Origin of the sequence: Vampirovibrio sp. (assembly GCF_041737375.1) — a bacterium.
Lineage (GTDB): Bacteria > Cyanobacteriota > Vampirovibrionia > Vampirovibrionales > Vampirovibrionaceae > Vampirovibrio.
In genome coordinates this window covers 145,467-167,403 of record NZ_JBGSRV010000008.1, presented here as the reverse complement: position 1 = coordinate 167,403, position 21,937 = coordinate 145,467, and the positions used below count along the sequence as shown (strand labels likewise).

Sequence of the window (21,937 nt, the reverse complement as noted above, 5' to 3'; positions counted from 1 at the left end):
ATTCATTCATGGACACAACGCAGCCGGACAAAACCACCAAAATTCAAAAAACCGAGCAAGAGTGGCAACAGAGCCTCACCCCAGAGCAATATGCCATAACCCGTCAAAAAGGAACCGAGCGGGCTTTTACCGGCGAGTACAATGACTTTAAAAAACCGGGTATTTTTCACTGTGTTTGCTGTGGTACGGCTTTATTTGACTCTCAAAACAAATATAATTCAGGATCAGGCTGGCCCAGTTTTTGGCAACCCCTGAGTGATCAGAATGTTGAGACAGAAACGGATCAAAGCCTTGGCATGGCTCGCACCGAAGTGCATTGCGCCCGATGTGACGCCCACTTGGGCCATGTGTTTGAGGACGGCCCAGAGCCCACTGGCTTGCGGTATTGCATTAACTCCGTTTCCTTAAATTTTCAGGAAAAACAATAAGCGCGTCACTTTAAATATTACAATCGCACTTTCACCGTATCGGGATCAATGCCTTTGGACTTTAGCCAGGCATTTCGAGCGTGTAGCGCTTTTGAGCTATATTGAAGCGCCTGTTTGAGATTGCCTTTTTGCAAAGCAGCCTGACCCAATAACATGTAAGCCCCTGGATTTTCAGGATTAATCCTTAAAGAATCCTGCCATAAGGCCACGGCGGCTTCATAATTTTTTTCAGGCTCTCGTTCAGCCAGTAAATAACCCAGGTAATTTCTGGCCGAATAATCAGTGGCATCCAAAGCAACCAGAGCTTGAAAAGTTTGCTCCGCTTGATCATAAAACGCATTAGGCCCAATGGTAGAGTCCTTCATGTAACCATTGGCCACTGCGTAACCCCGAATATAATAACCAAAGCCTAATCGGTATAAAATCCGAGAATCATCCGGTGTTTTTAGCCGCATTTTTTCATATTCGGCAATTTTACGATCAAAAAGGGCAAAGCCTTCCGGGCTTTTTTGAGCCAGTCGTCTGGAGCGGTCCAGGGCTTCCAGCGCACGCTCCAAATAAGGGGTACGACTGTAAGCGACAGCCAATAAAAAATAAGCTTCCGCATCCTGAGGCTTTTGCTTAACCAGCGCTTCCGCGAATTGAATATCATCGCTCAGGCCCACAGCTTCTTGAGATACGCCCGCACTCAACGGCTTTCCTATAGAAACCGCTGGAATATTGCCAGCGGCAGTGGCCAGAGAAGACCCTGATAATAAAACCAAAAGAACCCCAAATACCCAAGCGTTCATTAACTCTTTCCCTATCGTCATTGTCCAAATCCGATATTGTGTGGGCCAACCGTTTCCTTTAAGTGTAACAGTGAATACAGGTAATTGTTGACGCAAAAAAAATCAAGCTGTTCCCTTTGGAAAATCTCTAAAAATCAGTATCAACGTGCTTCAAAACAGTTATAATGACTGATATCACAAGCAAGACAAGAGACTTTTCCGTAATGGCATTGCCCGTTCACCAAACACAAAGGATATGTGTGTGAAAAACTGGACCCAACTCATTCATCAAAGCAGTACCATTATGCTGACAGGATTGCTGCTTTTGGGGTCTATGGCCTGGGCAGAAAAAAAGCCCATGAATTACCCGCCTTTTAAAACAGCCAACGGGTTTAATCGTTTGGTACAAAATATAAGTGGGTTCACCCCCGTGTCTGGCTGGATGGCCAATCGCATCTTAAAACGGGAAGTGGGACGATATGTGACCGGAAATTTGCGGACGCGTCTGACCCTTTACAGCGCCAGCGATCTATGGGGCGGTAAAGCACGCCAGATTCAGATGAGCGGCCAGCAGGTTTTACTGGATGACTTCATCCCCCTCAGTGAATTTAATATTGAAAATAATAAAGAGTCTCCGATTTTCATCAGCAAAAGCAATCGGCCCATTCTGCTTAAGCCTATGACCTTGACTATGAAAGCCCGTATGAGCGAAGCGGACATTAATCGCTTGCTGACCAGCGAAAAAGGTCGAAAACTACTCACCAACCTGAAAGTTGCCATCCCTCCATTTGGAAAACATTATCTGGATGTCATCAATCCTTCCGTTTTATTGGCCGATAATCGAATTACCATCGAATCCATTCTGAACAAACACGATCGACCGATTGAATCTGGACTCCCCGTTAAAATCAGTGGCCAAATCACCGCTAAAAAATCGCGTTTACACCTCTCCGATTTAGAGCTACAAATTGAAGGGTTTCAAGACACCCGAAACATTGAACGACTGGTAGAAACCTACTTTGGCCAAATCGTGAACCTGAACCATATCAAGGTGGATCGGCACAAAGTTAAAGTGGCCATCACTCAGTCAGAAATTCGGGATCGCCAACTTTACCTGCAAGCCGACATCAAAGTTGAACCCAAGCCAGAGGCTTTGACAAAGTATCAAGCCTCTCATAGCAAAAAGCCAGCCTCTTAAACAAGACTGGCTTTCAAGGCATTCAACGCAAAGCGTTCAGGCGTTATAAACTTTCAGTTGTGTGGCATGATGCCGCTCAAACACGGCTTTCACTTCTTTGACCTGAGTTTTCAACACATGGACCACCACCAGAATATGCCCTTCATCTTTTAGGGCATTTTCAAAAAATTTAGCCTCATGCTCCGGGATACCAGCGCCTACCAGCGATCCAATCAAGCCACCCGTAGCCGCCCCAATAGCACCAGCGGTTAAAGCACCCACCAAAGGACCGGCAACCAATAGCCCTGAACCCGGCAAAATAATATTGCCCACCAGCGTTAAACCACCAAGCACCGCGCCCAGAATGCCACCCGAGAGACTTCCCACAGCAGCTCCTTCCGGTGCTTTTGTGTTTTCCTGAGGCGAAAAATACTGATTATGCGTATGTTCCGACATCAAAACACTGATATCCTCTTCTTTAAAACCACGTATATGCAACGCTTCAATCAAATCGGAAAAATCCTTATACGAGATGAATAAACCCGAGATTTGCTCATATCCATCCTGTGGATGTGAATGACGTGTGGCCATCATCAACTCCTTTTTAATGGGGCAATCCAAACCCATTTATAAACCCATTTATAAACCCAACCTGTTCAACCACTCTACAAAATATTTAGTAAAGGGCCAATTGCCCATGCTGCTATGTTTGGCGTATTGAATCTCCTTATAGAGCACCTCGGGAAGCCCAGCCATACAGCCACACAAGAATTACAAGAATGAAATATTTGGTTTGAAATCAAAAGCAGGTGGAATGATCTCCATGAAGTCTTTTTATATTTTCACGCTATGGGCCATTTAAAATCCAGGGAATTATGTTGAGGTAATTTGCACCATGTCACTTCATTCCATGTCTGCTTCAAATCAGCCTGTGCCTGACTTGGCCACTCCAAAAACCGGCCCGAATGAAGCGCCAGCCACTGAGGAGTCTCACCAATGGCCGTGCCATGCGCAATCCATTGGTGCCTGCCTTAACCTGCTAAAAACCACCTTGCAAGGACTGGAAAACGCAGAGGCTGAAATCCGAAATAAAGCATCCCAAAAAGCAGAAGCAAAAATAACGCTCAGCTTGCCGCCCGGTCAAGTATTTTTGAGCCACTTGAAAACAAAGTTGTCTCTGCTATTTATAGCGGCAGCCGGATTGTCATTCCTGATGGGCCAGCCAACCGATGGCATTTTAATTCTGGTTGCGCTGCTCATCAATACGGGCATTCAGGGAATCATCCAGTGGAAATCTTTTGGGGGACAAAAAAATCAGAATGACACAGCAGATTTGCGCTGCACCGTGCGTCGCAATGGACAAAACACAACCATCCACGCACGTGAACTGGCTTTGGGAGACATTCTGGTTATGGGCGGGGGGCAAATGATACCAGCCGATGCCCGTCTGGTTTCCAGTACCCAGTTACAAGTTGATGAATCGCCCCTTTCGGGAGAGTCGGTGCTGGTTCCCAAAAATGCCAACGATATTTTGCACCCCTCGGAAGATTTAACCGCTTTATCCAACATGGTATTTGCTGGCACCCTGGTTAAAACAGGCAAGGGAGAAGCCATTGTTACTGCTCTGGGTTCCCAAACAGTGATGGGCAAAATAGCGGCGCTGGCCCGCAATACCCAAAAGCGGGAATCTCCATTAACCCGGCATTTAAACGCGCTAAGTTTCAAAATTTTTATGGGCGTTCTTCTATTGATAGCGGTAGTGATTGGGGTGGGTCTGTCTCGTCAAATGCCCATGGCTCCTCTGGTTCAAATGGGTTTGGTCATGGCCATTGTGGCTTTCCCTGAAACCATCCCAGGCTTGGCCAGTCTCATCTTATCAGTGAGCATGGGCCGCTTGAGAACGAAGAACGTATGGGTCAAAAATTTTCAGGCACTGGAAACCATCGGTGATTTAAATGTGATTTGTACCGATAAAACCGGGACACTCACCGAGAATTACTTGTTGCTGGATCAGCTTTATTTACCGGAAATGGGAGCCGTTGCCTACGATCCGCATTGGCAAACCCAACAGGCATTTCCCAGTCAATCCATAGAAGCCTTATTGCGGGTGGGCCGTCTGAATAACGGCACCATGCTAGAAGGATTGCGAAGCGGCTTAATGGGGGACCCCATTGATGTGGCGCTTTACCGGGCCGCCTCCGGCAGTTTGGAAGCGGGATATCATCAACGGATCAACATTCCCTTTGATCCAGTCAGCTTACGCTCGGCCACCCTGTGTGAAAACCCCAACGGGCAACTCATTTCCATGATTAAAGGAGCGCCAGAATCGGTGCTGGAACAATGTCGGTTTTACATGAAGCCTGACGGCAGCCTGCAAGAATTAAACCTGAACCAGCGCAGTGAATTTTTAATGCAAAACCGCCAAATGGCTTACGAAAATAATCTGCGTGTGGTTGGCTTTGCCCAAAAACCCATGCTGGACAATGATGACAGCGGCCCCTATGCCAATGCAATTTTTTTGGGCTGGGTTTGCTTGATCGATCCTCCAAAATCCGGCGCTCGTGAAGCCATTAGCGCTTTAAAAAATACCGGGGCACGAATGATTATGATTACCGGCGATCAAAAAGCAACCGCAGAAATGACAGCCCGTGAACTGGGGCTAATCGTAAAAGCTTCGGATGAAGTGTGGCTTCGATCCGATTTAGAGGCATGGGATCAGCCTTTGATACCCGATACGGTAAAAGTATTTGCCCGCACCAAGCCAGAAGAAAAGTTAGCCATTGTGGCATCGCTCCAGCAAGGTCATCAGGTGGTGGCCATGGTGGGCGACGGGGTGAATGACTCACCCGCGCTTCAAAAAAGCGATGTGGCCATTGCCATGGGCTTACAAGGTTCCCAGGCAGCCAAAGAATGCGCGGATATTATACTGCTCAACGATCGGCTGGAAGGTATTTTACATGCCATTGCGGAAAGCCGGATTTCCAGCCGCAAAATACAATCATGCCTGCGTTATCTCCTCAGCTGTAATCTGGGATTAATATTGTTTGTAACCGCCGCCGTACTGGCTGGCTTTGGCTTGCCTATTCAGGCCATTCAGTTAATCTGGCTCAGTCTGGTTATTGTTTCCATTCCAGCAATAGTACTGGCCATAGAGCCTGTGCCGGAAAGCAATGTCATTGTGAGTTCGGCCAGTGAAAGCGGCGAACCCGATACGCAGCAAAAATGGCGCTACGATCAAGCCAAACCAGCCATCATGGCCGAATCAACGCATTGGCAACAAGATCCCCTTTCATCTAAAAATTTGTGGCTTATTGCCTATTGGGGAATGTTAATGGTAATTGCCGGACTCGGCAGTTATTGTGTTTGCCTCTTTCTTTTAAAATTGTCTCCTGCTATGGCTGGAACGGCTGCCTTTTGCGGAATGGCTATTAGCCAAACGCTCAACCTGTTTAACGTGCAAGCAATGAACGCTGGCGAGAAACGCAGTTCGTTCTTAAACGAAATGGTGAGCACCCCCATTACCTGGGTGGTGATTGGACTCAGCTTACTGTTGCAGGCCCTGACCGTTTATACACCGCTGGCGAACCATTTGATGGGGACCGTGCCTCTTCCCCTCAACGCCGTTTTTGTACCCATGGCCATGGGGCTGGGTGTTGTGCTTTTCTCTTTGAAAACCACACGCACCCCATAACGGTTTGTTGGTAATAACGCTACATCGACGTGTAAGTAACAGGCTCCACAACATTCAGCACTTCAAGCTCAATGTCATCAACGCCCATAGGTGAAATTTTTAAAATAAACTGATACCCGAGCAAATTGGATGGCACCATGGATTCCAAAAACTGCATATGCCGGGAATGGTCTTCCAGGTTTAAGGTAGAGGCGGCTTCCTCATCACGAGGGCTCAAATAGACCTCCACCACGCTGTTGCCATCGCTATCGGCGATACTGCGAACGCTAAATTTAATTTTCACGACCCCCGTCAAACGATAAGCCTGATAAAAAGCTTTGGCTATGGGGTACAGGGCATCACAATTTTGATCAGACATCATATGGGGATCCTCCTTGAGTAAGCAAACAATGGAATGGTGTTTTAACGGGTCTATCAGGCGATGGGAATAAGATGCATGTAGTAATAAGAAAGCGCAAACAGAATGACACCCGATAAAATGGTGAAATAAATTCTCAGCGCTTCTACCGCGCTCAGTTCCTCTCTGGCAAGGCGTTGATACTGGATGGCGGGAGAAAAAGACGTTTTGGTCACTTTCATCATGCAGACCTCTTTAATTAAAGACTTAGCAAGTCAATCAGGACAGATTGATTGAGTAACGAAACACTGCGCAATTTCAAAAATGGAATGGCGTTACTTTCAGGGTCTTTCAAATTCAAAACCAGAAACTTCAAGACCTATCAGACTTCAAACCAGAGACAAAAAGGGTGATGATCACTCTCCCAAAGAAATTTGGAAACGAGCAAATTGAAAAATAAGCTCCTTACCATTCAGCAATATTATGCAAAATTAATGTCTCACTGACTATTCGCCACCCAGGCAATTTTAAAGAGAGTTCCCCCACTGGTCCCCTCCCTCTTCTGGCGGATGAGCGCTGGAAAAACAGAGTGCTACAACCATCAACACCAATCACCCAACTGGAGAAAAAATCAGATCCAGAACCTTAAACCCCAATCAACATTTTCAGTCCCAGTATAAGTAAAGTCCCGCCAAAAATTTTTTCCAGTAACGCCGTGGGCAAAACCAGGGCCAGTTTAGCCCCCAGCAAATTACCCAACACAAAGCCCAGACAGATTAAAGCGGCCACTTTTAAATCGACATAACCGTGACGGTAATACTCTAAAGCCCCCAACAAGCCAATGGGCAGTACCAGCAGAGACAGGGTGGTTCCCTGAGCGGCTTGTTGAGAAAAGCCAAACAAAAACACCAGCGCCGGTACCAGAATAATGCCACCGCCAATACCCACAAGCCCACTAAAAGCCCCGGCAATCATACCCAATAGCGAGAAATACAGAAACGGCATATCAAAAGCCCCGATTATGCGGTGAATGGCCACCAGTTTAGCATACCTCCCCGGCATCGTCTTCACATTGACAAGGGCTTATAGTATTTTATCTGCTATGAGTATCTTGAAAGCCTTACCCAAATGGCTTAATAGCCCGGATAAAGTACCCCAACACCCATGGCCTGCCGCTATTATTCTGATTCGATTCATGCTGGGGCTGGTCTTTCTTTCCGAAGGCATTCAGAAATTCCTGTTCTCTGATCAATTAGGGGTAGGTCGTTTTATGAAAATCGGCATTCCTCAACCCGAAATCCTGGCCCCTATTGTGGGTGGAATTGAAATAACAGGGGGCCTTTTACTACTGGCAGGATTTCTGACTCGGCCTGCCTGCTTTCCCTTATTAAGTATTATGCTGGTTGCCATTATCAGCACCAAACTGGGGCTGCTCCAAACGGAAGGATTCTGGCGAATGGCTCACGAGGCGAGAACAGATTTTTGTATGCTGATGGGCCTGTGTTTTATCACACTGGTGGGTGCCGGGCCTTGGTCGCTGGATAATGAGTGGGCCAAACGAAGGGTTTCCAGCACATGAGCTATTTGCTGATTGGCATCGTATCGGTTCTGGTTTCCATGCTCACCCTGTTTTCCGGCTTTGGGCTAGGAACGTTGTTGCTACCGGCTTTCCTGCTATTTTTCCCCGCTCCGGTGGCCATTGCGGCTACCGCCATTGTTCATTTGGCCAACAATATATTCAAGGTATTTTTCGTAGGCCAAAAAGCGGATTTAAAAACGTTAATTGCCTTTTCTCTTCCGGCTACCGTGACGGCCCTGATAGGCGCTTTACTCATGAGCCAGGTCAGCGCTCTGCCGCCATGGTTTCAATACCAATGGCTGGGGCGCGTATTGGAAGTCACGCCAGTCAAGCTGGTGATTGCCTTTTTAATGGCTGGTTTCGCCTGCTTGGAGCTGAATCCCGCCTTTCAAAAACTGGCATTCCCCAAGTCCTGGATTCCAGTAGGAGGTGCTTTATCCGGTTTTTTTGGCGGATTAACCGGGCATCAGGGCGCTTTGCGCTCAGCTTTCCTCATTCGGGCGGGGCTGGATAAAGAAGCGTTTATTGGCACCACGGTTGTTTCAGCAGTACTGATCGACATTTCCAGATTGAGCATTTATGGCGTTGCTTTTTTCAGCGGGCATTTTGATCTTCTGTGCAAGGACGATCAATGGGGGTTGATTCTTTTAGGCATCAGCTCCGCGTTTTTGGGAACCTATCTAGCCAGCCGCTTTATGCACAAGGTCACTTTATCGGTTATTCAAAAATTAATCGGCACCCTGCTCATTATATACGCCCTGTTGCTTGGCTCTGGGGTTATTTAACCGATGAACCCTGTTTTTATTTGGGGATAGTGAACAAGTTTCTGATTTTTCAAATCAGGGGTTTAGTAATTCCAGTTAACGTCGATACGATAATTAGAATATCCCCCTCGTCATTACCCCAAAAAACGCGCACTCATCTTACCGAGCTTTTGACTATGACTTACGTCAGGTTTTATGAAAAAAACCCAACGGTCAAGCAGGCTGTAAAAAACCTGCTGTCCTTCCCTGCCGACATTCGCTCTGTCTTGGCTAAAGGCATGTGCGCTATTGCTGAATCCGACTTTAACGCGCACGTTCGAATGAATGATTTAAAAAGTTTGGGTAAGGATACGGTGTTAGCCCTTTATAAATCTCAGGAAAAGCGCAGAGAATATGACACAGACCCTTACCTGTGCAAAGCCATGAATTATTTATTAATACTAGAACCTTCCGATCAGTTTTTTCTGGCCATGAAAGTCAACGATCTCATACAAGTGGTTCAGGAGTTTATGGGCTTGTGTAAGGCGTACGCTCAAACAGTGCAACTGGCCATTGTGGAGAGAATTACCAGTATTTACGTGCGATGCGGACTCCCCGAAGCTCAGGATTTACTGGAAACCATTCACACCAAATTCAAACATTATTTTTCCAAAAAAGAAGACCCTGCAACCCGGTCCTCACCCAGCCCTGCGCCCATGGCATTCCAGACAGAAAGACGCTTGATGGGCAAAGAGATGAGTCAAGAATCGATTGCCACCCTGGAATCCGGTATGCATTTACGAAACGAAGCTTGATTTTTGAGCAATCCTCAACCAATACCATTCTTTTCACCCATGCTAGCAAGCCTTGGGCTTTTGTAAGAGAATATCAGGGATGTATATAATCAGTTCGAGGATTTATTGATGAGTATTGCCACTCAAGTCAAGCTCAAGCCGGGCGTTGTGACTGGAAAAGATTACCAGACTCTGGTACAGGCTTGCAAAAAAGGACAATATATTCTGCCAGCGGTAAACGTGGTAGGCACCAACAGCATTAACGCGGTGCTTGAAGCCGCCCGGAAAAACAAATCCGATGTGATTATTCAGCTTTCCAACGGGGGCGCTGAATTCTTCGCAGGTAAAGGGTTCCCGGATTCTTTTCAGGCCAAAGTATTGGGTGCCGTTTCCGCCGCCCAGCATGTCCATTTAATGGCTCAACACTATGGCGTATGCGTGGTGTTACATACCGATCATGCCAATAAAAAGCTGATTCCGTGGGTAGAAGCCATGCTAACCCACGGTGAAACGCACTACCAACAAACCGGACGCCCTTTGTTCACCTCCCATATGCTGGACTTATCGGAAGAGTCTCTGGAAGAGAACCTCTCCGAGTGCGCTCGCCTGCTCAAACGGGCAGCAGCCATTGATATGAGCATTGAAATTGAACTGGGCATTACCGGCGGTGAAGAAGACGGCATTGGCTCTGAAGATGACGATTTGGACAATCCAAACCTGTATACCCAGCCACAAGATGTGCTGCAAGCCTATGAACTGCTTACTCCTATTGGTAACTTCTCTGTAGCCGCCTCTTTTGGCAATGTCCATGGGGTTTACGCGCCTGGAAATGTCAAATTACGCCCAGAAATCCTCAAGCACTCTCAGGAGCTGGTTCAGTCCACCCATAAAACCGAAGCGAACCCTCTGGATCTGGTTTTCCACGGTGGATCAGGCTCTGAGCAGGCTAAAATTGAGGAAACGCTGCACTATGGCGTTTTCAAAATGAACATTGATACCGATTTACAGTTTGCTTTTGCCGAAGGCATTGGCCAATATGTGATGAGCAACCCCAAGGCGTTCCAGCATCAGATTGATCCTGAGACGAATACTCCTTACAAAAAAGCCTACGACCCTCGCAAATGGCTGCGCTTGGGTGAAGAAGGCATGATTGCCCGCCTGGATGAAGCGTTCCGGGATTTGAAATCCGCCGGAAAGTCCATTGCCGAATAATCAGACCGTTTCATGAGACTGAAAAAGAACAGTGGGGCTGTCAAGCGAACCACTGTTCTTTTTGTGTTCAAGCTTTTTGGGCAACAGGCCTGTTGCGCTAAAATAAAACTACGCGGTTTCCGGCTCTGGTTGTAGGATGGGCGCCCCACACTTTTCGCAGTTGTAGCTCCCGCCTGGAATATAGGCCCCACAATGTTGACAGGTCATTGGAATCCTCTCCAAATATTACGGTACGGATTTCATATCGGCCTAAATCGTTGTTCCTGAAGTAAAAAGCCAAGACTCAGCTTGATAACTCTACAATAGTGTAGCCCGTTTTGGGCGTAAAATAACGTAACGATTCCCCCTGAATTGAAACCTTTAAAAAAGGCAGGTTTATGGATAGCTCCAGCTTTTATGCCTCTTTAACCGATTTAGAATCACGCTACTGGGATCAGTTCAAGGCCCTGTTTCAAAGAGTCAGCGCTCAGAAGCCTGAAAAAGGGATTCAAACCCTGATTATTCGAGCCCGAGCCATGGCCGCCGCCCAGAATATCGAACTGGCTGTAGCGTTGGAAGAAACACTGGCCGCTGCCACCCAGCGTACCGAACGCCGAATCGCACTACTAAACGCTTGTCCTGTTGTGTCTACGCCCCAGCAGGAGCCTCCAGGCTCAAGGTAAAGTCAGCCCAATTTGGAGGTATCAGCATAGAATTATTAATACAATTCATCAAAAAGGCTTGTTGTGTTAAGCCCTTTTCCCTATACTTGCCATTGAGATCAGGCATTAAAATTCTGGGCGCTTAACTCAGCGGTAGAGTGCCACCTTCACACGGTGGAAGTCACTGGTTCAAGTCCAGTAGCGCCCATATTCCTAAACTCCGAAACGTCACACTCCCACAGGATTACAAAGAATCCGGGGGTGTTTTTGTTTGTGAGGATTCTCAACTTAAAAGCGGCATTTCTGCTAAAAAAACTCAAACTTCCACAAAAGTTCAACATGTTTCGGGGCTGCTTTCAGTAAGCCAGGTCAGCAAAAAGCTGGGTGTTTCTTCCACAACTGTCAGACGTTGGTGTGAATCTGGAAAACTTCCGGCCATGGCCAAGCCTTACGGTAAGAAAATCAGCTGGTTTATCAGTCCGCTGGCTTTGGAGATGCTGACCCGTGAGCAAAAGAGTGAACTGGAAACGAAAAAAACAAACAGCATTCAGCCTCACCGTGAATATATGGCTCAATGGGTTCAGGCCATGGCCACCGGAACACTGAACGGCAAAATCTACACAAAGCGCTCTATTGAGGAATATGTGCGCTATGTCAGGGTGTACCTGATGAATCATGCGATGGTCAGCGCTTCCGGGCTAAAGGCTGAGCTGATGAGCATTCCCGCCTCAATGTTCGCCAAACGAGAAAAATATTACAAAGGTGTTCTATGCTTTGCCCAGTTCCTGGTTCATTCTGATTACCTGGAGCCTGAGTTTTTAGACTCAATTAAGCCATTATTCCCAAAGCGCCATTTACCCCCAAAAAGAACCGTGGTGGATGAGGCGGGTGTTGAAAGCCTCTTTAGTTCTTGCAACACAGCTCAGGAGCGCTTAATAACCCTACTACTAGCTCACACAGGCCTACGGGCCAGTGAGGCATGCGCCTTGGTGTGGGGTGATATCGATATAGAGAAGGGCTTTATTTTGGTGCGCCTGGGCAAGGGAAACAAAACCCGAAAGGTTGGCATATCTTCTCGATTGATGGGTGTGCTACAGGCCCAAAGGCAGGCAGTTTGTCACGTTGGCACTTCGCCTGTTTTATTGGATAAGCACGGTAAGGCCATGCACCGGAGTGGGTTGCTACAAAGGCTCAAGCGCTTGGGTCGGGTGGCCGGTGTCTCCGTTTCCCCTCATGCCTTGCGCCGGGCTTTCGTGACGATTAACGCCAACAAAGGCCGCCCTCTGGTTATCTTGCAACGCTCTTGTGGGCATAGCGATATTAAAACTACTATGAGCTATTGCCGGACAAAAGAGCAGGAGGTTATAAACGCCATGAGGGGATGGGATTAATTGCTTTATGCCTGCATCAGGTTTCTTACTTGGGCTAGATGAGTCTCATCCATTAGCCAGTCTGCGACTTCTACCGGCAAATAGACTCGCTTTTTAGACCCTTTATGGCTGCCTTTGGGTCGCCCTGCTCCGTGTCGTTTCCCACCGCGCCCTTTGATTAGATTTTCAACAAAAGGGGCCAATTCTCCGCTCATCCGTGCCTCAATCAACTGAGCTAGATAAAGCGGGTAGCCTGCCTCTACTTCAGAGGCGCTTTCTCCACCATAGGATTCTGGGTAAAGCGGATGTTCAAAACACCAACAACCCATTTCAGCATCAAACCAAGGCTTAATTTCCCCAATTTCAGATAGTGCGATCCGAGTCTGCGCCACGACTTCCGGGCTGAATAGTTTGTCCAGTTCAGGGCGTTTTTTCACGGCATTAACCCTCTGTCTTTTAAGTGCTTTTCGGCTTTACGGACATCGTGGGCTGGAATTTCGCCACCCGGATGAGTAATTTTGATAGTGCAAATGTGCTTCCCCTTTTCATCTCGAAGACTCCAGTCAATGCTTGCTTTCTGAAGACTCCAACCATGCGCCTTGATTTCTCGCTCAAAGGCCCGGCGCTTTTTGGGTTTATAAGGGGGCACTGAAAAATTCCTTTCTATAAACAGATTAGATTATTTATCCCATAAAATCAATATGGGAATTATGGCCATGGCCGTTCCCTAAACCTCGTCAAGTGAGGCACGAACAAGAGGGGGATCTCCATCTGCACCCCATCCCGCTGCTTGGCAATGGTCAGGCTGGCTACTCCCGACGGTCTACGGTCTTCAAAACGTTCAATGCTGGTGAAAAGCACAATGTCACTGTCCATTTCAATGCCCCCTGAGTCTCTGAGGTCGGAGAGCATCGGCTTCTTGTCCTGCCGGGCATCCACCGCCCGGTTCATCTGGGCCAGTTGCAGGATAGGGGTTTGGATGGTTTTGGCCAGGGTCTTTAGACGGCTGGTAATAGCCTGAATTTCATAAGCCCGGTTCTGTTGCTTGCCATTCAGCTCTGATGCAATCAAGCCAATATGATCCACCACCACCAAGGCCAAATCAGGCCGCCGCTTTTTCGCTTTCAAGATTTTTGACTGAATGACAGCCAAGGTCTGCCCGGCGGCATCCTCAATCATCAAATCCTTTTGGAACGGCTTCCAAGCCATGGCCGCTAGCTTCAAAGCATCCAAGTTATTCGGGTTGCCTGCTTTGGCCTTGATGGCCCGCTTCATTAATTCGCTGGCGGTCATTTCCAGGCTGATATAAAGCACTGACTTTCGTTCCTGAAGCACCACATGGCAAGCCAAGTTCAAGGCAAAGGCGGACTTGCCCCCACCGGGTCGGGCGGACACGGTAATTAACTGCCAGGGCTGAAACCCGTGGGTGGAGTTGTCCAGGGTTGGGAAACCTGTTGATAAACCGGTAACGCCATTGGGGCTACTGGCCTCCTCTTCAAGTTGCTTGATAGCCTCCTCAACCGGGTCGGACGCCTCCATGGTGTCGGTGGGGAAGGTTTCCGATATCAGGTAAAGCAGGTTTTCCGCCTCTTCCAGGTAGGTAGCCTCTCCCCGGTTGGTGGCTGATTCGGCGATATCCTGACAAGCCAGAATCACTTCCCGCCGTCGGGCCAGATCAATCAGGAGCTTTGACCAATGCTTCAGGCTGGCATCATTCAGAACCTGAACATCGGGATTGCTCCCCAGCAATAAATCATAGAGGTAGGCTGAGCCCCCGGCCATGGCCGAACTACCAGAAACCTCCAGAGCATGCGTTAAAGCGATGGGCTCTAGGGGTACTTGCTGCTCAAAGCAATTCAGCATAGCCCGAAAGATGGCCTGATGAGCGTTTGAGTAAAAGTGTTCAGGCTGAAGCAGGCTAACCACCTGGGGGAACAAAGCGGGATATTGTAGCAGGCCACAGAGAACGCCCTGTTCTACCGCCACAGAATGAGGAAGGCTCTCAATCGGCTGAAGTGTTGTTTCAAAATCATGCATTCGAGGGTTCCTTCAGGCAGCCTTCCAGCTGGGCAACTGGATAATAATCAAAAGTCTTCTTATGGCTCAGGCCGCTGGGGGATTCCGGGCGAATTTCCAGTTCATCTGAACGGAACCATTCGGTGGTGTACTTATGCCGGATGAAGGGGAACTTTAGCAAGGCTTCTGCTTGGCTGCTGAGATCATCGAGAACATGCGCTTTTGGCGCTTCGGCTGCCCATGCCTCTAATTTATTTTTAAGCGTCGTTTTGAGCCATTGGGGCGCTGTTGCGTTTTTCGACACCGCAAGATCGCAAGTGTCTCTCCATAACCGAAGGATTTCCGGTTTGGGAATATCAGGTTTGGTTTGCGCCAGCTCCTGAAACTGGATTTTCAGGAATCCCTGGATCCATCCCATATTTTGATGATTGGGGCTGTTTAGGGATGCCAGGTAAAGCATGCCTTCCTTGGCAAGTGTTTGATTGGGATCTGTTTCATTTTCCAAACCGATCACACGCACACCCGAACCAACAGGTTCGGATCCCTCAGGTTTCAGTGTGAGGGAATCAGGAATCAGTAATAGGGAATCAGCTGGAGCGGTACGGTGCAAGTTCCGTTCTTGTACCGTACTAGTACGGTACTGGTCTGGTGCAAGTACGGTGCAAGTTCCGTCTTTTTCTGGATAAGCTGGAATTCGGCTTCCTGCCTGCTTTTCATTTTTATGGGGATTCTGATGTTTGGAAAAATTAGGAATCTCCAGGTAAAGAGAAGCGTCAACTTGATAACGAATGATGAACCGCTCAGGGGAGGAGGCCAATTCGCTTATCAGCGAATCAACATCAACAGATTCATAAGGAAAAATCTCAGCCTTGATTCGGGCGGGCCGATATTCCATCCGCCCCGCCACATCTGCCAGGGTCCACAAGCCGATAAACAAAAGGCGGGCATAGGGGGACAAAGCTGCCAAATATTCATTTTTGAAGAATCCCGGCTTGATGTTTCTTGCTCTCGCCATTATTTCACCGCCTTTCTTTGCAGGAACCGGATGTAGGAGGCACCAATTTCCCCGAATAAGCGTGTGTCACCGAGGCAAATCACCAGCCATTGGAAGAAAGCGCGCTGTCTTGCCTGTGTGAGCCTTGCCCATAATGGACTGAAGGCTAAATCGCATAAGTCCCGGAAACTGACGATATGGCGTCTAATGCCATGGCCGCTGATGGAATGTTTTAGATTGCTGTCAGGGATGCTAGACGGCTCCCCAGCTTTTTTATTACCGTTCATGGGGTTTCCTTTCTGCATCCTGCTATGCGTTTCTCAACTGACGGACGAGGTGCAACGCACCCTCCCGTCGGAGTGTCTCCATGCGGACAAAAAAACGTTGGCCGTCATCCCTCAAATGCGGCTTTACCTTTGCCCGATGGCTCCAGCCCAACAACTGAACCCGCATTTCAAAACCTTCATTTTCGACATAGGTGAAAATGAAGCCATCCGCCCGACTAGCATGGGAGTTCGTGCGGGAAAATTTAAATTTTAAAGCACTGCCCCTCGTACTTTTAACATCCAGCTTCAGGCCTAAGGCTTCCACGTCATGCCCTTGATCGCCCATGAGTCCAGCTTTAAACTCGGCCATGGCCGTTTCCGCAGAGATGCCAAGGTAGAACTGGACGGCAAGCTCACCAGCAAGACCAACTTGCTCTGCCGTCTGATTCCAGTGGGTGGAGGTGCTCCAGTTTTTCCGACGCAATTCTGCCAACTGGCGGAAGATTTCGGCGGCGTCACGAGAAAAGCGAACAGTGGGCCGCTCTCCCTCGAAGATGATGAGCGACTGGTAAGCCCTCAGGAACGCTTCTTCCGCAGCTTGATCTAAGCCCCTAAAATGGCTGGTTGGGTAATGCATAGTCTTAACCTCAATAAATTAAAAAAACTGCCAGCCGCTAGGCTGACAGAACAAAGGTTAAGAAAATCTTCGCCTTGAGCTCTCTGCGCCGCGTTGGCTGGTAGAAGCATCTTGGCAGAATTTAATGAAACGTTTCCCTATGTAGGGGTTCACCCCAAAAATCAGCTTAAACCCTTATTAATAGAGGCTGTAGGGAAAATATAGGGAAAAATAGGGAAATATTTTGTTACAAATAACCGGTAAAAACCCATATTTTTCCGCGAGGTCTGTCGTCTTTAGGATGAGCTAAACCTTGATTTCGAAGTTCGCCCAGGTTCACAGTAATCGTGCTCTCTGGTCTTTCGCCTTCATTGTTATTGGGAAGCAAGCGGCATAAGTCTTTAACTGTCAGACCTTCTCGATTGCTTAACAGCAGCTCATAAATTTTATTTCGCATTCCCGTCAGTTTTGGCTGTGAATTAACAATATTGATCGTTTCAATTTTTGATTTTATGTACTCTTCATAACCCGGATATTTTGGAAGGGAATAGGAGAAAGCTGGTGGGTTCTCAAGGAATTGATTATAAAGGGCTTGGCTCATAATAGGAGCCGCTGAAAAGGTTTTGAGTAGGTCCCCAAGACTTATAGGGGTTTCCCTATCCCAAGCCATAGCAATGCTCACAAGCAACGCTTGTAGTTGCTCCGAATATTCAAAAAAATCTATTTTCTCTTTATCGTCCTGTAGAAGCTTATAACGCCGTAGGGGCCATTTTTTATAATCGTTTTCAATAAAAGCAGAACGTAAATCTATAAATTCATATCGAAAAAACTTTTCATAAAAAGCTGTGGCTTTTAAACTACCGTTGAACAGATAGAAGAGTTCTGCTGCGGCTTGCATTATTTCAAATTGATAAAAGCCTCCTTCTTTTATTTCAGAAAAGGGAATATCGCACATGAGCCGCCCCTTTTTTGGATCAAGATAATGCGGATTCGGACCATAGGGCTGATCCATGTAAGGACCAATTGTTAGTCTCTTGCCTGTCATAGCCTTCCTGTGGACTCCAAGTTATAACCTCTGTTTAAATCTTCAACCTTGCAAAACGAAACGAAATAATATTTTTTTTGATATTCATCTCAGCCTTCCGGGGTTGCGCGTCACCCGCCAGATCCCCTATCCCTGGAAGGACCCATAAGGCATTCCATCCGCTGGGTGTCCTTACGTCTCCCCATCAAAAGCATCCGCCTTTCGGGACGCTTCCTCTTTCGCCTTGTAGCGGCCTTTGTTATTACCGAGAAAGCGGGACTGGGTACACATGGTGCAACGCACGTTGCGTCGGGTTTTCCTACGCTTGAAATTGGCCATGGCGTTTACTCCTCCGTTTCTACTGTCGCCTCCGGCAGATGGCGGGCTGGTGTCTCTTGGAGTACGGTAACGGCCAGGTCTACGATTTCCCCCACGCTGGCGCCCGTTCGATCCTTTTCGGCATAAAGCCAGTTTTTAACGTCATCCTTAACCCGGCATCCCAACAGGGTACGCTTTACACCCTCTGTTTTTGGGGGTCTTCCCCCTCCACGCCAACCGCCTCTTGGCATCTTCTAAGCCCTTTCATTGTTAATGTTCACTTTAACAATATAGAGGTTAGTCTATCCATTGGCAAGCGTTTTAGTTTTTTGTTGACATAAACAACTTGCCGAGATATATTGTTTTCGTAAACAAAAGCTTTAAACTTAGTTATAGAGAGAATTTAAGGGCTTAATGGAACACCTAATGGATGCTTACCAAACGAGCCACAAAACCTATGGACACCATAGCAATCGAACGGGGCACTTTATTTTCTAATCATGAGCGGGGCGTTGGTACTCCCTCAAAACGATGAAGCCCCGACGGGTGCAACCGTCGAGGCTTCGGCATCCATCCAGTTAGCCGCATAGCAACGACAATGAAAGGAAACGAGACAATGGTAGCACAAGTGAATAATCAGGGCGGAAAGCGCCTGCAAGCGCTCAGCCAGGGGCCCGAAAAAAACTTGATTAACTTTGATGAGCTGATCTCCGATGCCCTGTTTTTAGAAATGTGCAGGAATGATGAAAATTTCAGAAAGAGAGTGTTGAAAATATTTGAAGAGTTGAAGGCCGAGGAATCAAACTTAGCCTTGAGCTCGGATGGTAACCAGGGGTAAATATATTATTGGGTTAGGCAATCTCAATGGGGTCTGATTGATTCCCAGCTCGGCCAAAACGATTCGGGCTTGGTCGGGGGTAATTTCTTTTTGCAGTACCTGCTTTTGAACGAAGGACTTAATGCTGTCGGAATCATAAAATAAGCCTGATCGATCTGAAAACGGGCTGCGGATGGCTCGAATCATTTGCGCCTGCTCCGCTTTGCGAACCATATCGCCCGTCATGTGGGGCCATATTTTTTTAAATGCTCGAACAATATCTCCAGTTTTAATCCGATTCATAAAACTTCCTCCGGTTCCGCACTGTCTGATTCTAACAGGAGCTTGCCCGTTTTTTTCCTGAATCTCTGACTGGCACAGGTTGGCATTGCCCATCATTCTTTTGACTACACAAGCGGCTGACTCTACAAGCACCTCATCTTGAACCTTGCTTCGGATGTGCCATATGATCCCGATCCAATAACAAGTTCAACAAAACTTCAACATTCAAGCAAAGGTCAGGAGAAACAAAAATGGCAAAACGTACGCCAGATGCGCTTAACTCAGCGGTAGAGTGCCACCTTCACACGGTGGAAGTCACTGGTTCAAGTCCAGTAGCGCCCATATTCCTAAACTCCGAAACGTCACACTCCCACAGGATTACAAAGAATCCGGGGGTGTTTTAATTTGCGTGGATTCTCAAGCTCACTCACACGAAAAACGAGATTTGCCCTAAAAAGCACCCAACGCCCATAAACTTGATTACTTTTTGCGGGATCGAATCAAAATCTCGCCTTCCTCCTCGTCCTCCCAGGAAATCAGCTTAAAATCTTTCAACACCTCAAAAATCATATCCAGCGCTTCTTCGGGCCTCACCTTCTCCATATCCGCAAAGAAAAACCCGCCAATGTCCACCGCGAGATCAAAGCGAAAGGCGATATCGTGTCGGGGCTTTTTCTCCGGAAAGTCAACCCGGCGCCAAGTGACGTAATCGTTGCCTTCCACCGGTTTAAAGTACTTCAAAATGTCTTTCAGCCAAGCGTCAAACTGCTCGTAGAACTCACTGTCCTCGTATGAGGTGTCGGTGGACTTGAGATAAATCCAGCGGGCATCAATAAACTTGCGCTGAGCCTTGCCTTTCTGAACCAGCAGGCAGGGAACATCCAGTAACTTATCATTGAACTGAACGTACACTGGTTTTTTCTCTGGGGGCGGGGGCTTGCTCATTTAATCAGCCTTTGGCAAGGATTGCTCCGCCAATTTTCCTTTGAGAGAAGCGATAAACCCATCAAAGGCCACCGCATCCAGCAGCTTCATAGCCGCTTGCTCTTCCGGCTCCGGCCACATCAAGGCAATCGCGGCATCCCGGTCCCGTTCTGCCAAAGCGATAAACTCGGCATCACTCAATTCAGCAACCGGCTCCGCTAAACACGCCTGAATAGGGGCTTCCTTAGCAAGGGACATGCTTTTTCTCCTGTGGGGCTTGCTGCTGCTGTTGTTCATTCAAAAAGGCAATGTAGCCATCAAAGGCTTGCTCCAATAAGGGGCGGTTGGCTTCATCCAGATAAGCAGAAGGAACGTCTTTCATAAACACTTGAATGGCAGTTTCCCGGTCATTCTGGGCCAATGCTACAAAGTCCGCCAAGTCCATTCCAACCGGGTTTGCCACATGGCATTCTTGCCCCTGAGGGTCGCTGATGGGTACGTCATGATTATTGCACATGGTTATTCCTCTCCTGAAATAAGAGGCTTCCGGGTATTGTTGCAGAATGTCTACATCATAAAGAGCCCTTGAAATAGAAGCTCTCAAGGGCTCAAGTCCATTCGCAAACGTTAATTATTGAAAGGACACCATTATGGTAGCACGAACACCCGCAATCACTGACCTGATTTAATCAAAAAGCACCGCCCATGTCTGAGGCCGCCTGAATTCATTCCGCTAGATATAGCGTAACCAGCTGCGGGGACGAGCGGCTTTAACCGCCGCGAACCACCGAACCATGGGGTAGGCCACCAGCAAGGCCATCAAGGCAATCAGCCAAACCACACCCACATGCGGCACATTAAACTTTTGAGAAGGCGGAAGCCCCAAAAGCAAACCTGCAAGCCAAGCGGCCCCATGCAGCAAGTACAAATGCAAAATATAATAAAACATAGGCACCCGCCCAAACTGTAAAAGCACTTGGCTCAAAGCACCCAAAGGTCGCTCCAGCCAAGCAAGCGCAAGACCGGTAGCCCCCAAAGTCATTAAGGCGAACAGTAAAGAGGGCGGATACTTGGTGGGGTTTAAAAACGACATGAAGGTTTGCACAGGCTGCCCCGCATACACCACAAACGGACTGGCCTCCCCGTAACCGTTGCAAAGCCGCAGCACCCCATAACCCAATAACAACGCCGCCCCACCCCACACCAGCCAGCGCTTCCGCTTCTCCAGCGGATAAGCGGGTGAAAAAATGCGCCCACTGAGATAACCCGCTCCCATAATGCCAATCCAGGGCAATACAGGGTAGGAAGTGCGCACCAACAAGGCCTCGGTCACCGGAATTAAATTGCGCTGATGCAGCACCGACCATAAGGCATGCATGGCGCTATGCACCGGAAACCGGATGTCGTTCAGCAAAGGGTGGGCCGCTATCAGCAACACCGTTAGCACCGTAATCACAGTGGTAGGCAACCAAATCATGCCAGCCAGACAAACCATGCCCACCCCAATGGCCCAAATGACCTGTAAATAAATTTTCAGGGGAGACAGCACAAAGGTCCAGGCAAAGCTGATGACAGTGAGTTCCAGTAAAATCAACACAGAAGCTCGTTTCAGCAAAAAAGAAGAGAGATCAGCCTTGGTGATTCCCGCTTTTTGGCCATACAAATAAGCGGACAAACCGGCTAGAAACACAAAAGTGGGGGCGCAGAAATGGGTCATCCAGCGCGTCAAAAAAACCTCAACCGGTAAACCGGCCACGGCCATGGGATCGCCCAGTGAAATGGTTCTGAAAAAGAACTCACGGGCGTGATCAACGGTCATCAAAACAATCACCAGCCCACGTAACACATCAATACTGTAAATCCGATGAGCGCGCTGCAACCGATTTCTCCTTGTAAAAGTGGAACAGACTTCAGCTATGACAGCTGGCAATTTTAACA

Annotated in this window: 28 protein-coding genes and 2 tRNA genes; 12 read left to right on the top strand and 18 right to left on the bottom strand. The window is 47.9% G+C overall.

Features of this window, described 5'->3' with window-relative positions:
• The first annotated feature begins 8 nt into the window (after nt 1–8).
• Complete coding sequence (gene msrB, locus ACEW81_RS04525; RefSeq protein ID WP_373531778.1) at nt 9–428, top strand: peptide-methionine (R)-S-oxide reductase MsrB; 420 nt, start codon at nt 9–11, stop codon at nt 426–428.
• A 17-nt stretch (nt 429–445) separates the two neighbouring features.
• Here the strand turns inward: msrB and ACEW81_RS04520 are convergent, their stop codons facing one another.
• Complete coding sequence (locus tag ACEW81_RS04520) at nt 446–1,219, bottom strand: tetratricopeptide repeat protein (RefSeq protein WP_373531777.1); 774 nt, start codon at nt 1,217–1,219, stop codon at nt 446–448.
• A gap of 241 nt (nt 1,220–1,460) precedes the next feature.
• On the opposite strand from ACEW81_RS04520, the gene ACEW81_RS04515 reads away from it, so the two are divergent.
• A complete protein-coding gene (locus ACEW81_RS04515) occupies nt 1,461–2,396 on the top strand; it encodes a hypothetical protein (RefSeq protein WP_373531776.1) in 936 nt (311 codons plus the stop codon).
• 36 nt (nt 2,397–2,432) lie between these two features.
• Here the strand turns inward: ACEW81_RS04515 and ACEW81_RS04510 are convergent, their stop codons facing one another.
• Nucleotides 2,433–2,969 carry a hypothetical protein gene (locus ACEW81_RS04510; protein ID WP_373531775.1) on the bottom strand — a complete coding sequence of 179 codons (537 nt, stop codon included), beginning with the start codon at nt 2,967–2,969 and terminating at the stop codon, nt 2,433–2,435.
• Between the two features lie 301 nt (nt 2,970–3,270).
• On the opposite strand from ACEW81_RS04510, the gene ACEW81_RS04505 reads away from it, so the two are divergent.
• Entirely contained in the window at nt 3,271–6,066 is a 2,796-nt protein-coding gene (locus ACEW81_RS04505; RefSeq protein ID WP_373531774.1) for a cation-translocating P-type ATPase, read from the top strand.
• A 19-nt stretch (nt 6,067–6,085) separates the two neighbouring features.
• Here ACEW81_RS04505 and ACEW81_RS04500 read toward each other — a convergent pair whose 3' ends face one another.
• The 3 genes from ACEW81_RS04500 to ACEW81_RS04490 form a co-directional block, all read right to left on the bottom strand.
• Nucleotides 6,086–6,427 carry a hypothetical protein gene (locus tag ACEW81_RS04500; RefSeq protein WP_373531773.1) on the bottom strand — a complete coding sequence of 114 codons (342 nt, stop codon included), beginning with the start codon at nt 6,425–6,427 and terminating at the stop codon, nt 6,086–6,088.
• 53 nt (nt 6,428–6,480) lie between these two features.
• Entirely contained in the window at nt 6,481–6,648 is a 168-nt protein-coding gene (locus ACEW81_RS04495) for a hypothetical protein (RefSeq protein ID WP_373531772.1), read from the bottom strand.
• 400 nt (nt 6,649–7,048) lie between these two features.
• On the bottom strand, nt 7,049–7,408 hold the full coding sequence (locus ACEW81_RS04490; protein WP_373531799.1) for a TSUP family transporter: 360 nt from the start codon (nt 7,406–7,408) through the stop codon (nt 7,049–7,051).
• A gap of 97 nt (nt 7,409–7,505) precedes the next feature.
• Here ACEW81_RS04490 and ACEW81_RS04485 point away from each other — a divergent pair, with 97 nt between their 5' ends.
• The 4 genes from ACEW81_RS04485 (at nt 7,506) to fbaA (ending at nt 10,731) form a co-directional block, all read left to right on the top strand.
• Nucleotides 7,506–7,982: a DoxX family protein gene (locus ACEW81_RS04485; protein WP_373531771.1), complete on the top strand. Its 477-nt coding sequence runs from the start codon at nt 7,506–7,508 to the stop codon at nt 7,980–7,982.
• Nucleotides 7,979–8,767 carry a TSUP family transporter gene (locus ACEW81_RS04480; protein ID WP_373531770.1) on the top strand — a complete coding sequence of 263 codons (789 nt, stop codon included), beginning with the start codon at nt 7,979–7,981 and terminating at the stop codon, nt 8,765–8,767. Before ACEW81_RS04485 ends, ACEW81_RS04480 begins: the two co-directional genes overlap by 4 nt.
• Before the next feature lie 155 nt (nt 8,768–8,922).
• Nucleotides 8,923–9,540 (top strand): hypothetical protein, encoded by a 618-nt coding sequence (locus ACEW81_RS04475; protein ID WP_373531769.1) that lies wholly within the window; start codon nt 8,923–8,925, stop codon nt 9,538–9,540.
• A 108-nt stretch (nt 9,541–9,648) separates the two neighbouring features.
• Entirely contained in the window at nt 9,649–10,731 is a 1,083-nt protein-coding gene (gene fbaA, locus ACEW81_RS04470) for a class II fructose-bisphosphate aldolase (protein ID WP_373531768.1), read from the top strand.
• Between the two features lie 108 nt (nt 10,732–10,839).
• Here fbaA and ACEW81_RS13875 read toward each other — a convergent pair whose 3' ends face one another.
• Nucleotides 10,840–10,938, bottom strand: a complete 99-nt coding sequence (locus tag ACEW81_RS13875; RefSeq protein WP_472922802.1) for a zinc-ribbon domain-containing protein — start codon at nt 10,936–10,938, stop codon at nt 10,840–10,842.
• 170 nt (nt 10,939–11,108) lie between these two features.
• Here ACEW81_RS13875 and ACEW81_RS04465 point away from each other — a divergent pair, with 170 nt between their 5' ends.
• The 3 genes from ACEW81_RS04465 to ACEW81_RS04455 all read left to right on the top strand — a co-directional run bounded on the left by ACEW81_RS04465 (nt 11,109) and on the right by ACEW81_RS04455 (nt 12,763).
• A complete protein-coding gene (locus ACEW81_RS04465) occupies nt 11,109–11,393 on the top strand; it encodes a hypothetical protein (RefSeq protein WP_373531767.1) in 285 nt (94 codons plus the stop codon).
• Nucleotides 11,394–11,508: 115 nt separating this feature from the next.
• Nucleotides 11,509–11,580, top strand: a tRNA-Val gene (locus ACEW81_RS04460).
• Between the two features lies 1 nt (nt 11,581).
• Nucleotides 11,582–12,763 (top strand): tyrosine-type recombinase/integrase, encoded by a 1,182-nt coding sequence (locus ACEW81_RS04455; RefSeq protein WP_373531798.1) that lies wholly within the window; start codon nt 11,582–11,584, stop codon nt 12,761–12,763.
• Between the two features lie 5 nt (nt 12,764–12,768).
• Here ACEW81_RS04455 and ACEW81_RS04450 read toward each other — a convergent pair whose 3' ends face one another.
• From ACEW81_RS04450 to ACEW81_RS04420, 7 genes are all read right to left on the bottom strand, one after another.
• Nucleotides 12,769–13,179, bottom strand: coding sequence for a hypothetical protein (locus ACEW81_RS04450; RefSeq protein ID WP_373531766.1), 411 nt, complete (start codon nt 13,177–13,179; stop codon nt 12,769–12,771).
• A complete protein-coding gene (locus ACEW81_RS04445; protein WP_373531765.1) occupies nt 13,176–13,391 on the bottom strand; it encodes a hypothetical protein in 216 nt (71 codons plus the stop codon). Before ACEW81_RS04445 ends, ACEW81_RS04450 begins: the two co-directional genes overlap by 4 nt.
• 59 nt (nt 13,392–13,450) lie before the next feature.
• Entirely contained in the window at nt 13,451–14,779 is a 1,329-nt protein-coding gene (locus tag ACEW81_RS04440) for a replicative DNA helicase (protein ID WP_373531764.1), read from the bottom strand.
• On the bottom strand, nt 14,772–15,773 hold the full coding sequence (locus tag ACEW81_RS04435; protein WP_373531763.1) for a hypothetical protein: 1,002 nt from the start codon (nt 15,771–15,773) through the stop codon (nt 14,772–14,774). Before ACEW81_RS04435 ends, ACEW81_RS04440 begins: the two co-directional genes overlap by 8 nt.
• The gene (locus ACEW81_RS04430; RefSeq protein ID WP_373531762.1) at nt 15,773–16,039 is read right to left on the bottom strand and encodes a hypothetical protein; all 267 of its coding nucleotides are present in this window, start codon (nt 16,037–16,039) and stop codon (nt 15,773–15,775) included. Before ACEW81_RS04430 ends, ACEW81_RS04435 begins: the two co-directional genes overlap by 1 nt.
• A 22-nt stretch (nt 16,040–16,061) precedes the next feature.
• Nucleotides 16,062–16,655: a hypothetical protein gene (locus ACEW81_RS04425; RefSeq protein ID WP_373531761.1), complete on the bottom strand. Its 594-nt coding sequence runs from the start codon at nt 16,653–16,655 to the stop codon at nt 16,062–16,064.
• 226 nt (nt 16,656–16,881) lie between these two features.
• Nucleotides 16,882–17,679: a hypothetical protein gene (locus ACEW81_RS04420; protein ID WP_373531760.1), complete on the bottom strand. Its 798-nt coding sequence runs from the start codon at nt 17,677–17,679 to the stop codon at nt 16,882–16,884.
• Between the two features lie 895 nt (nt 17,680–18,574).
• Here ACEW81_RS04420 and ACEW81_RS04415 point away from each other — a divergent pair.
• Nucleotides 18,575–18,814 carry a hypothetical protein gene (locus tag ACEW81_RS04415; RefSeq protein WP_373531759.1) on the top strand — a complete coding sequence of 80 codons (240 nt, stop codon included), beginning with the start codon at nt 18,575–18,577 and terminating at the stop codon, nt 18,812–18,814.
• On the opposite strand, the gene ACEW81_RS04410 is transcribed toward ACEW81_RS04415, so the two are convergent.
• The gene (locus tag ACEW81_RS04410; RefSeq protein ID WP_373531758.1) at nt 18,782–19,192 is read right to left on the bottom strand and encodes a hypothetical protein; all 411 of its coding nucleotides are present in this window, start codon (nt 19,190–19,192) and stop codon (nt 18,782–18,784) included. The two genes, ACEW81_RS04415 and ACEW81_RS04410, sit on opposite strands and share 33 nt — an antisense overlap.
• Nucleotides 19,193–19,344: 152 nt before the next feature.
• Here ACEW81_RS04410 and ACEW81_RS04405 point away from each other — a divergent pair.
• Nucleotides 19,345–19,417 (top strand) — tRNA-Val (locus tag ACEW81_RS04405).
• Between the two features lie 138 nt (nt 19,418–19,555).
• Here ACEW81_RS04405 and ACEW81_RS04400 read toward each other — a convergent pair.
• The 4 genes from ACEW81_RS04400 to ACEW81_RS04385 form a co-directional block, all read right to left on the bottom strand.
• On the bottom strand, nt 19,556–20,020 hold the full coding sequence (locus ACEW81_RS04400) for a hypothetical protein (RefSeq protein ID WP_373531757.1): 465 nt from the start codon (nt 20,018–20,020) through the stop codon (nt 19,556–19,558).
• Nucleotides 20,021–20,257: a hypothetical protein gene (locus tag ACEW81_RS04395; RefSeq protein ID WP_373531756.1), complete on the bottom strand. Its 237-nt coding sequence runs from the start codon at nt 20,255–20,257 to the stop codon at nt 20,021–20,023.
• Complete coding sequence (locus tag ACEW81_RS04390) at nt 20,244–20,516, bottom strand: hypothetical protein (RefSeq protein ID WP_373531755.1); 273 nt, start codon at nt 20,514–20,516, stop codon at nt 20,244–20,246. Before ACEW81_RS04390 ends, ACEW81_RS04395 begins: the two co-directional genes overlap by 14 nt.
• Nucleotides 20,517–20,732: 216 nt before the next feature.
• Complete coding sequence (locus ACEW81_RS04385) at nt 20,733–21,878, bottom strand: acetyltransferase domain-containing protein (RefSeq protein WP_373531754.1); 1,146 nt, start codon at nt 21,876–21,878, stop codon at nt 20,733–20,735.
• Nucleotides 21,879–21,937: the final 59 nt, after the last annotated feature.